The sequence below is a fragment of the Stenotrophomonas panacihumi genome (genome assembly GCF_001431645.1).
GTDB classification, from domain to species: Bacteria; Pseudomonadota; Gammaproteobacteria; order Xanthomonadales; family Xanthomonadaceae; genus Stenotrophomonas_A; species Stenotrophomonas_A panacihumi.
The window spans coordinates 17366-27106 of the sequence record NZ_LLXU01000103.1 but is presented as its reverse complement, the minus strand read 5'-3'; the positions used below and the strand labels follow the sequence as shown (position 1 = coordinate 27106).

The 9741-nt window shown below is 69.3% G+C and carries 6 protein-coding genes; 2 read left to right on the top strand and 4 right to left on the bottom strand.

All coding sequences use genetic code 11. The annotated features are described in order from the left end of the window. The 4 genes from cpaB to ARC20_RS13605 form a co-directional block, all read right to left on the bottom strand. Window positions 1-601 (bottom strand): Flp pilus assembly protein CpaB (cpaB, locus tag ARC20_RS13620; RefSeq protein ID WP_081418200.1); only part of this gene is annotated, 601 nt, incomplete at its 3' end. Window positions 602-626: 25 nt separating this feature from the next. Further along, a complete protein-coding gene (locus ARC20_RS13615) occupies window positions 627-1103 on the bottom strand; it encodes a TadE/TadG family type IV pilus assembly protein (protein ID WP_057648031.1) in 477 nt (158 codons plus the stop codon). Then, window positions 1100-1636: an A24 family peptidase gene (locus ARC20_RS13610; protein WP_057648029.1), complete on the bottom strand. Its 537-nt coding sequence runs from the start codon at window positions 1634-1636 to the stop codon at window positions 1100-1102. Before ARC20_RS13610 ends, ARC20_RS13615 begins: the two co-directional genes overlap by 4 nt. Window positions 1637-1658: 22 nt before the next feature. Beyond that, window positions 1659-1856, bottom strand: coding sequence for a Flp family type IVb pilin (locus ARC20_RS13605; protein ID WP_057648026.1), 198 nt, complete (start codon window positions 1854-1856; stop codon window positions 1659-1661). Between the two features lie 504 nt (window positions 1857-2360). On the opposite strand from ARC20_RS13605, the gene ARC20_RS13600 reads away from it, so the two are divergent. Together ARC20_RS13600 and ARC20_RS13595 are read left to right on the top strand one after the other, a co-directional pair. Continuing rightward, a complete protein-coding gene (locus ARC20_RS13600; RefSeq protein ID WP_237642594.1) occupies window positions 2361-3338 on the top strand; it encodes an AraC family transcriptional regulator in 978 nt (325 codons plus the stop codon). A gap of 177 nt (window positions 3339-3515) precedes the next feature. Beyond that, window positions 3516-9701: an ESPR-type extended signal peptide-containing protein gene (locus tag ARC20_RS13595; protein ID WP_057648024.1), complete on the top strand. Its 6186-nt coding sequence runs from the start codon at window positions 3516-3518 to the stop codon at window positions 9699-9701. Window positions 9702-9741 lie beyond the last annotated feature (40 nt).

Sequence of the window (9741 nt, the reverse complement as noted above, 5' to 3'; positions counted from 1 at the left end):
CACGCGTGTTGCCGCTGTTCGCGCTGGCATCGGTGTTGGTGGTTTGCGGCGTGGGCGCCTGGCCGAGGTCCTGCGCGCCGTAGCTGAGCACGCGCAGGCGCGAGAGCAGCAGGCGGTTCTGGCTGTCGTCGCCGTCTTGCGCGCGAGACTTGAGGCTCATGAAGACATCGACGTAGTCGCCCGGCACCACGCGGTTGCCGGCGCCGGACAGCTCATCCACCGGCACCGCGATGGCGCGTTCGCCCGGTTGCAGTTCCAGCGCCAGGCCGTGCGCGAGCAGCGTGGCGTCGATCACCGTGCCGGTAGCGACAGGGCGCGACAGGAACTTGCCCACCAGCGCGCTTGGCGCTGCGTAGCTGCCCGGCGGCATCGCCTCGACCTGCGACACGCGCAGGTCGTTGGCATCGAGCGGTTCGCCCGCTGGCAGGTCGCGTGCGGCGACCAGCACCTGCAGGTGTTCCGGGGCCGGCACGGTCGACATCGTCGGCGTCGGCCCATTGGCCTGCGAACGCCCGCGCATGCCGAGCAGCACCGCCAGCAGCAGGAGCGCGATCGCGAAGGCGACCAGCAGCAGGGCGGTGATGCGGGTGGCTTTCTGCATGGACGCGCTCCTTAGGTCCTTGGATTCACTCGCCCAGGTCGAGCTGCGCCGTGGCGACGCTGCTCAGGGGCGTTCCGATCGTCCAGCCGTACAGGCGGCCGGTGCCGGGAATGAAGGGGTGGTGGTCGTAGTCATAGCTCACCGTCACGCGCATGCACTGGCGGTCGGCGCTGCCGACGCAAGCGAAGGGCTGCGAGACGGTGATGGGCGAGGCGGCGGCGTTGCTGCAATCCGGGCTCTGGCTGGCGTACTCGAGCAGCCAGTCCATGGATTCGCGCGCGGCCATGCAGGCGGCGGCGCGGCGCTCGGCGGTGGTGCCATAACGCAGCGAGGCGCGCGCGCCCTCGGCGGCGGCCAGGCTCAACGATTGCTGCGCGGCGAAGATCAGCACGCCGCTGAAGGTGGCCAGGATCAGCGGCAGGATGCCGAGCAGCAGGAGCAGGGCGTATTCGAGGCTGACCACGCCGCGCATCCGGCGGCCGAAGACATATTGATGCTTCATGCGCCAGGCCCTCCGAGCAGCAACAGCAGCAGCGTCGCCACGGCCAGGTAGGTCGCATAGGGAATGCCGCGGCGGCCATGCCGGGCGGCGAGCATGCGCTGGTGCGGCGGCCACGCCTGCAGCCGTGCTTGGGTGTTTTCCAGGGCGAAACGCAGCCCCAGGGGAATGCGTGCGCCGATGCCCGGCGCGGCCAGTACCGCCATCGCGTGCAGCCCGGCCAGCAGGCTGGCGACGATCCACACCGGCAACAGGGCCCCGGGGCCGCCGAGCAGCGCGCCGAGCACGGCGAAGAACTTCACGTCGCCCGCGCCCATCCAGCCGATGGCGTAGCAGGGCAGCAGGATCGCCGCGCAGAGAAATCCCAGTCCGGCCGAGCGCCACTGCGCCAAGTCCGCGCCGTGCCACAGCATCAGCGCAATGCCGATGGCCAGCGCTGTCAGCAACCAGCGGTTGGACACCCGCCGTGCGTACAGGTCGCTCACCGCAACCTGTACGCACAGCACGCTGGTCAGCAGGGCGAGAAGGATGTCCATACAGGCGGTGCCGTGCGCTCGGTCAGGTGGCCGAGGTCGCGTCCTTGCCGGCGTTGTCGATCGCCGTGGACAGGGTCTCGAACAGCTTCTTGAAGAACGACTGGATGGCCGGGGCGGCGAAGATCATCAGGGCGCCCGCGACGATGGCGGCCAGCAGGCCGTATTCCAGGGCGGTAACGCCATCTTCTTCGCGCATGAAGCGCTGGATCGAACGAATCATGGGAGTTTCTCCTTGCACGTGCCCTGCGTGGTCAAGGTCGCGCCAGCCGGACAGGGCGTCACCGCCCGGCGCGTGTTGCGGGAAAGAAGCGCCATCTCCATCACGTATGCACGCACCGAACGGTCCGTGCCCTCCACCTGAATAGTGGTCCCCGTGCTTTCCATTGCGCTCCCCTTTACTGCCTCGAGGCTTCTACCTCGATAACGGTCATGCTCTTGGAATCTCCAAACCGTTGATGCGCAAAAACGGCAGAAGCGATATGCAAAAACGGCACGAAGCAAAGACGAACTGTGAGAGGAATCACGAAACAATTTCCCGCGTGGTTAAATACGCGGCGAGAGGGATGAAATTTCAACTCTCCTTCACGCATGCTCCCGCCGCGATCATTAAGTTATGCCGGCAGTTGCCGATGCGGTGGAATCCAAAAACGCGAATAGCGGCTTGGAACTTGCAGGACGAATAACAAGAGCGTTAGGCGCACCACCGCGCCATTTGAGGAGAGAAATGGGGGGGCTGGTTATGGGGGGTGCCGACGGCGCCCAGCTCTGCACGTTCGACCTGGTGAACCTGTCGGGTTTGCTGCGCGTATGTGAGGTGGAGTTGGTCTTGCTGGATGGGAATGGCCCGAGGGCGGCGGTCCACAGCGTCGTGCACGACGAGGCGCTGTTTTGCACGATCAAAACCGGCTTTACCGGCCGCGGCCGCTTCATGCTGCCGCTGGACTGGTGCCTGATCGGCTGCATCCACCGCACCAACGAAGCGACCAGCTGGTGCCATGGCGCACCGCTGTCCAATGGCAGCCTGATGACCCTGACCCCCGAGGGCATCAGCGAGTTCGTACTGAGCGCTGACAGCGCCGTCACCCTGGTGATGGTGCCTTTCAAGCGCCTGCGTCAAAAGTTCAGCGAGCTGCACCTGGGCGACATCGCCGCGCCTGGCCTGGCCACGGCGCACCTGCACCTGCCGACCGACCATCCTTTGTGCGGGTACTACAACGAGCTGGAGACTCGCATCGCCGGCGGCTATTCAGCGATGCAGGGCTTGTCGCTGGACGAGGTGCTGGAACACCACGTGCGCTGCATCGTCGATGCGGGGCATTACGACCGCGCGGTGAGCGGCCGCGGGCGGCGCACGCACTACATGATCCTGCGCCGCGCCGAGGAGTTCATGCGGATGAACCTGCGGCACAACATCTACATGAACGAGATCTGCGATGCCGCGGGCGTCAGCGAGCGCGCATTGCGCTATGCGTTCGACGACCTGCTGGGCATCTCGCCCAACCGCTATCTCTCCATGCTGCGGCTGTGCGCGGCCTGCCGCGGGTTGTCGTCGGCCGATGCGGGGCGCAAGTCGGTCAAGGCGATTGCGCTGAGCTGCGGCTTGTGGGACCTGTCGCGCTTCGCGGAGAACTATCGCCGCGTGTTCGGCGAGCTGCCGCGCGACACGCTGATGCGCCGTTCGGGGGTCCAGGAAACGGCGTGATGCACGGATTCGGCAGGCTTGCCGCAAACGTGCATGCGCTTGCCGGAATTCCCCAACACTTTGCCGGTTTGGCGGTATCCGCTGCCGGAATGGAGTAAATCGCGGCGCACCGCGACTCTTTAATGGTTCCCACGGAAGGCATCGAAGTGCGATGCCGCCGCACCAAGGGAGCGCATCATGAATCGCATCTATCGGCTGGTGTGGAGCCACACCCTGAATGCCTTTGTCGTCGTGTCCGAACTGGCGACGTCCCAGGGCAAGAAGCATTCGACTACTCACGACGCGCGGCGCAGCTGGATGGCGCCGCCGCTGCTGCTCACGCTCGGGCTGCTCGGCAGCTGGGCCGGAACCGCGCGCGCCGGCGATCCGCGCCTGGACGAGCTGCTGAACATCGCCGACAAGTACACGCCCTCGGTGTCGGGTGGCGTCGATGTGCAACTCGCCGCGCAGTCCCCCGTGCGCGTGCGCATCGACGTCGGCCAGGCGCCGGCGGTTTCCCCGGGTTCCACGACGTCGCCTTCGTCGTCGGCCGCTGCGCCCCCTCGGCCGGCGGCGTTGGCGGCGTCTCTTGATATCGCAACGCTCAGCGGCACGCTGCAAGGCGATGCCTCGGTGCGTGCGCAGGTTGCCGCGGTTCGCGCGGCCGCCGACCTCGGCCTCACCGTGACCGCCAACGACCTGCCCGAGACGCTGCGCGCCAGGCTGGGCGAGCCGGTGGCGCAGGGCGTGGCCAACGCCACGCAGGTGGCCGGGCGCGTGGGCGACAAGCTTGCCCCGCGGACGAGTGCCCGCGTGCAATCGCGCAGCCAGCCGCTTGCCGCCGGCGTGTCGCGCAGCGGGCAGCAGCTGGCCGCCGGCGATGCCGGTGCCGCGCTCGCCACCGCGGTGGCGACGCTGGTGCAATCGGCGCAAGGCACGATCACCGACGCACCGGCGCTGGGCCAGGCACTGATCGACGACAAGCGCCACCTGCTGCAGGGCACTGGCGAAGTGGTCACCGCGGTGGCCGACAAGCTGCTGCCGGGCCGCGAGAACCTGCTGGGCCCGGTGAAGGACACGCTGGCCACCACGGTCGGCCTGGTCGAGGGCGGCAACGGTCGCCTGCCGACTTCGCTGGGCGAAGTGGTCATCGGCACCACCACCACCGTCAACGCGGGCGTGCGCAACCTGGGCGGCAAGCTGGGCCAGACGCTGACCGGCGTGACCGGTTCGGCGGCGCTGGGCAACACGGTCAGCGGCGTTACCACGCAGGCCGGCGGCGGCGTGCAGCAGATCGGCGGGCAGCTGGTCGCCGGCAACGTGCCGGCGGTGGTGGGCCAGGCCAACCAGACGGTGCAGGGCGTGGTCGGCACCACGCTCGGCGGATTGGACAGCGTGCTGGCCGGCACCACCGGCGGCAGCGTCGGGCTGACGGCCGTGGGCACGCAGGTCAATGGCGTGCTGACCCAGGTCGGCACGCGTGTCGATGGGTTGCTCAACGGCCAGCTGGGCACTTCGCAGCCGGTGGCGCAGGCCGTCGGTGGCGCGGTGGGTGACGTGGTCGATACGGTGGGCGCGACGACCGCGCAGCTGCTGTCGACTGCGCCGCAGCAGACCGTGCCGGTCGCCTTGAATGGCGTCGGGCAGACGGTGGCGAATCTCGGCCAGTCGCTGGCGGCGACGCCGGCGCTGGGTAACGTGCTGGGTCATGCGGGGAGCGGCGTGCAGACGACCGCGCAGCAGTTGGGCAGCGGCAATGTCGGCGGCGCGCTTGGCAGCGTGGCGACCACGGCGCAGACCGCGCTGCAGGATGTCACCACGGGGTTGGGCCAGATCGGGAACGGCGGCGCCAATGGCGTGGGCACGGTGCTGGGTGGCGTGGTCACGCAGACCGGCAACGTGGCCGAACAGGTCACCGGTTCGCTGGGTTCCGCATTGAGTTCTGCTGGCGGCGGTACCGGTGCAGGTGCTGCACTTGGCACCACCGTCACCCAGGTCGGCACGACCGTCGGCCAAGTCACCGACACGCTCGGCGGCGCGCTGGCAGGCGTCGGCGGCGGTAACGGTGGCGCTGGCAATGTAGGCGCGACGCTGGGCAATGTCGTGACGCAGACTGGCACCGTGGCCGAACAGGTCACGGGTTCGTTGGGTTCCGCGCTGGGTTCTGCCGGCGGCGGTACCGGTGCAGGTGCTGCGCTCGGCAACACCGTGACGCAGGTTGGCACCACGGTCGGCCAGGTCACCGACACGCTCGGCGGCGCGCTGGCAGGCGTCGGCGGCGGTAACGGTGGCGCTGGCAATGTAGGCGCGACGCTGGGCAATGTCGTGACGCAGACTGGCACCGTGGCCGAACAGGTCACGGGTTCGTTGGGTTCCGCGCTGGGTTCTGCCGGCGGCGGTACCGGTGCAGGTGCTGCACTTGGCACCACCGTCACCCAGGTTGGCACGACGGTCGGGCAGGTCACCGATACGCTCGGCGGCGCGCTGGCAGGCGTCGGTGGCGGAAACGGCGGCGCCGGCAATGTTGGCGAGACGCTGGGCAATGTCGTGACGCAGACCGGCAACGTGGCCGAACAGGTCACTGGTTCGCTGGGTTCTGCGCTGAGTTCTGCAGGCGGTGGCACCGGTGCAGGTGCTGCACTCGGCAACACCGTCACCCAGGTTGGCACCACGGTCGGCCAAGTCACCGACACGCTCGGTGGCGCGCTGGCAGGCGTCGGCGGCGGCACTGGCGGCGCCGGTGATGTCGGCGAGACGCTGGGCAATGTCGTGACGCAGGCCGGCAACGTGGCCGAACAGGTCACCGGTTCGTTGGGTTCCGCATTGAGTTCTGCTGGCGGCGGCACCGGCGCAGGTGCTGCGCTCGGCAACACGGTGACGCAGGTCGGTACGACGGTCGGGCAGGTCACGGATACGCTCGGCGGCGCGCTGGCAGGTGTCGGCGGCGGCACCGGCGGCGCCGGCAATGTCGGCGAGGTGGTGACGGGCGTGGTCTCGCAGGTCGGCGGCCTCCTGGGCGGCCTCACCGGCGGCACCGGCAATGGCAACGGCGGCGCCGGGAATGCAGTCACCGGCCTGCTCGGCGGCGTGACCCAGACCGTGGGCAACGTCGTCGGCAGCGTGGCCGGCAACGTGGTCAACGGCGTCACCAGCGGCGTGTCGCCGGTGGTGACCGGGGTCGGGCAGACGCTCGGCGATACCGTCGGCGCCGTGACCGGTTCCACCACGCTGGACGACACCGTCACCGGTGCGACCGGCGCGCTGGCCGGCGGCCTGGCGCAGACCGGCAGCGAACTGCAGCAGGGCGATCTCACCGGCGCGGTCGGCAGCCTCGGCAACACCGTGGGCACGGTCGGCAGTGGCGTCGTCACCGGCGTGACCAACACGGTGGGCGGTCTCACCGGTTCCACCTCCGGCACCGGCGGCCTGGGCAACACGCTCGGCGGCGTGGTGGGCGGCATCGGCAGCGGCCTGGGCAACGTGGTCGGCGGGCTCACCGGCGCCACGCCGGCCGCCGCCCCGACCGTGCCGGCGCAGGTCGGCAGCCCCGGCCTGATCATCGGCACCGGCGGCCTCACCGGCTCGCTGAGCGACCTGCTCGGCAGCACCACCACCGGCCTGTTCGGCGGCGACGGCTACGTGCGCAACGGCGACCTGGCGGTCAGCAACGCGAACTTCCAGCAGGGCTACGCGGTGACCAATGTGCTCGGCATCCCGGTGGTGAACACCACGCCGGTCGGCACGCTGCTCGATGCGGTCGGCGGCGCGGCCACGGGCGGCAACTCGCACCTGACCCTGCTCGGCGGCGTCACTTCCGACAGCTACCTCTACAACATCAACAACGGCAACCCGGGCGGCATCCTCGGCCTGGTGCTGCCGGACGGCTCGCCCGCCTGGGCGGCGCAGTGCGCCAACCTGCTGGGCCTGGCCACCACCGATTGCTGGGCGGTCAACGCCGCGCAGGACTACCAGGTGCTGATCGGCGACGGCGCGTACTCCAACGGCTCGAAGGAAGTCGTGATCGGCACCAACGCCCGCCACGAGCTTGCCGCGCAGGATGCCGACGTCGCCTTCCCCGGCGCTGGCCGCGACGACCCCAACAACCCCACCGGCGTGCCCACCGCCGATTACGACGCACGCCTGGGCCACTCGGTGGTGATCGGCGACGACGCCACCGGCACCGCCAACGCGCAGACGCTGCTCGGCGCGGGGGCGACGTCCAACAAGGCGAACACGGTGGCGCTGGGTTACCTCTCCAACGCCGACCGCGGCGGACAGGACAACTACATGGCCTACGGACTGACCACCTCACGCACCTCCATCGGCGAAGTCGCCGTCGGCTCGGCCGGACGCGAACGCCAGATCACCCATGTCGCCGCGGGCAGCTCGGCCACCGATGCGGTCAACGTCGAACAGCTGCAGGGCGCGATCAACCAGATCAACCAGGTCGACATCTTCGCGGTGACCTACGACACCGATGCCAGCGGCAACCCGGACTATTCGCGGGTCACGCTGGGCACGGTGGGCTCGGCGACGGCCACGGTGATCGGCAACCTGGCCGCCGGCGAGGTCTCGCTCGACAGCACCGAGGCGATCAACGGCGCGCAGCTCTACGCACTGGGGCAGGGTACCTCGCTGCACCTGGGCGGCGGCTCGACGGTGGATGCCAACGGCGTGCCGACCGCGCCGACCTACGTCATCAACAACATCGGCAACGATGGCAGCGTGAGCATCGGTACCTACGACAACGTGGGCAGCGCGCTGGAGGCGATCAGCCAGTCGCTGGGCAACATCGACATCGATGCGCCCGACGGCCTGGCCGTGCACTACGACGCCGACGCCAGCGGCAATGCGCTCAACCACATCACCCTCGATGGCGATGGCACCGGCGCGCCGGTGGGCATCAGCAACGTGGCCGACGGCACCATCGCGCTGGGCAGCACCGACGCGGTGACCGGTGGGCAGCTGTTCCAGACCCACGAGGAGCTGGCCGCGTTCCTGGGCGGCACCACCGCCTACGACAGCACCACCAATACCTGGGCCGCGCCGCAGTTCGCCATCAGCAGCTTCGATGCGAACGGCAACGTCACCGTCTCCACCTACAACGACGTCACCTCCGCGTTCGGCGCGGTGGACGGCTCGCTGACCAACCTCAACAACCGCGTGCGCAACATCAGCGTCAATTCCAGCCCGTACCTGGCGGTGAACTCCACCGGCGGCGCGGCAGCGGCCGATGGCGACGAAGGCGTGGCGCTGGGCCCGGATGCCAGCGCCTCCGGCGATGCCAGCCTGGCGCTGGGCAGCGGCGCCGTGGCCAGCGCGACCGGCAGCATCGCGCTGGGCAGCGGCTCGGTGGCCAACCGCGCCAACTCGGTGTCGGTCGGCAGCGTCGGCAACGAGCGGCAGATCGTCAACGTCGCCGCCGGCGAGGTGGCGCAGGGCAGCACTGACGCGGTGAACGGCGGCCAGCTGTATGCCACCAACAGCACGGTCGCCAACTACTTCGGCGGCACCACCACCTACAACAGCAGCACCGGCACCTGGACCGGCCCGAGCTTCAACATCACCTCGGTCAGCACCACCGGCGGCACCACGAGCAACACCTACAACAACGTCAGCTCGGCGTTCGAGGCGGTGGATGGCTCGATCGTCAACATCAACCAGCGCATCGACAACATCCAGGACGGCGCGGGCAGCGAGTACTTCTCGGTGAACTCGACCGGTGCGCCGGCCGCGGCCACCGGGGCGGAAGCCATCGCCATCGGCCCGCAGGCCACGGCCACGGCGGCCAACAGCGTCGCGCTGGGTGCCGGTGCGGTGGCTGACCGCGCCAACGCGGTGTCGGTGGGCAGCGCCGGCAACGAGCGCCAGGTCATCAACGTCGCCGACGGCACCGCCGCCACCGACGCGGTGAACCTGCGCCAGTTGCAGGCCTCGCAGGCCGGCACGGTGCGCTACGACACCGTCAACAACACCACCAACTACGGCAGCCTCACGCTGGGCCAGGGCAACACGATGACCCAGGTGCACAACGTCGCCAACGGCACCGCCGACAACGACGCGGTCAACCTGGGCCAGCTGAAGTCCGGCATGGCCGACGCGATGGACTGGTCGAAGAACTACACCGACAGCCGCATCGAAAGCCTCAACAACGAAGCCTCCGCCGGCGTGGCCTCGGCGATGGCGATGGCCGGCCTGCCGCAGCCGTACGAAGCCGGCCGCAGCATGGCCTCGATCGCCGCCAGCACCTTCAACGGCGAATCGGGCATCGCGGTCGGCCTGGCCGGCGTCACCGAAGGCGGCCGGTGGATCTACAAGCTCAGTGGTTCGACCAACTCGCGCGGCGAGGGCGGCGTGTCCGTCGGCGCCGGTATCCAGTGGTAAACGACCGGCCTGGCCGGCATCCCGCGACCCGGCGCGTTGC